The sequence below is a fragment of the Spirillospora sp. NPDC046719 genome (assembly GCF_040645715.1).
In the GTDB taxonomy this organism is placed as follows: Bacteria; Actinomycetota; Actinomycetes; order Streptosporangiales; family Streptosporangiaceae; genus Spirillospora.
Genome location: NZ_JBEYYT010000929.1, coordinates 1 through 1,146, shown reverse-complemented (window position 1 = coordinate 1,146; position 1,146 = coordinate 1). Strand labels below are relative to the sequence as shown.

Here is a 1,146-nt window from a genome sequence, read left to right as displayed (position 1 = left end):
CCGGCGGAGGCCGGGGGCGCGGCCCGCGGGCGGTCACCGTCCGCGCCGGTGGAAGGTGCGGACCGACAGCGGCGCGAACACCGCGATCAGCGCCACCGACCACAGCAGGGTCGCGGCGACGGGGTGTGCGAGGGGCCAGGCGAGGTCGCCGGTGTGGCCGGCGGGCGCGCCGGGGTTGCCGAACAGCTGCCGGCAGGCGGCGGTGGCGGCGCTGACGGGGTTCCAGTCGGCGACGGCCTGCAGCCAGCCGGGCATCCCGCCGGTCGGGACGAAGGAGTTCGACAGCATGGTGACCGGGAACACCAGCGGGACGAACTGGTCGGCGGTCTGCTCGTTGCGCACCACCATGCCGAGGAAGCAGCCGGCCCAGCTGAGCGCGTGCCGCAGCAGCATCAGCAGCAGGAACGCCTCGGCGGTGGGCCAGAGGCCGCGGTGCGCGCGCCAGCCGACGACCAGGCCGGTGGCGGCCATGATGACCAGCGCGAGGACCCCGTTGATCGCGTCGGCGCCGGCCTGCCCGAACGGGACGGCCGAGCGCGCCATCGGCATGGCGCGGAACCGGTCCATGACGCCGCGGGAGGCGTCGGTGGCGACCCGCATGGTGACGGCCATGACGGAGGTGAAGGACACCATGACGAACAGGCCGGGCATCAGGTACTCGCGGTAGTTGCCGCCGCCGGGGACGGTGATGGCGCTGCCGAACACGTACCCGAACAGCACCACCATGACGGCGGGGAAGATCAGCGCGGCGATCAGCTCGCCGGGTTCCTGGCGCAGCCGGCTCAGCTCGCGCCCGACGAGGGTGAGGCCGTCGGCGGCGGTCCAGCGCAGCCGCGCCGCCGGGGACGGCCGGGCGCCGAGGGCGGGGGCGGTCATCGGACGGTCTCCTTCTGGCGGCCGGCCGGGTCCCCGGCCTGCGGGTCGTGGGCCGTGGTGTCGTCGGCGGGTGCGGCGGGGTCGGTGTCGCGGCCGGTGAGGCGCAGGAACACCTCGTCGAGGGTGGGGCGGCGCAGCCCGACGTCCTCGGCGGTGACGCCGGCGCGGTCGAGTTCGCGGACGACGTCGGCGAGCCGGACGGCGCCGCGGGCGAGCGGGACGGTCAGCCGGGCGCCGTCCAGGTCGGGGTGGGCGCCGGCGAGGCCGGAC

1 protein-coding gene and 1 pseudogene are annotated in these 1,146 nt (G+C 76.4%); both read right to left on the bottom strand.

The window, feature by feature from the left end:
- Positions 1-33 precede the first annotated feature (33 nt).
- On the bottom strand, positions 34-876 hold the full coding sequence (locus ABZ914_RS51640; RefSeq protein ID WP_500201852.1) for an ABC transporter permease: 843 nt from the start codon (positions 874-876) through the stop codon (positions 34-36).
- Positions 873-1,146 (bottom strand): annotated as a pseudogene (locus ABZ914_RS51635) (hypothetical protein); the annotation flags it as partial. The gene ABZ914_RS51640 and the pseudogene ABZ914_RS51635, both read right to left, overlap by 4 nt.

What these genes read in the sequence shown, in the direction of transcription:
- ABZ914_RS51640 (WP_500201852.1), bottom strand. Translation starts at nt 876, where the DNA reads ATGACCGCCCCCGCCCTCGGCGCCCGGCCGTCCCCGGCGGCGCGGCTG.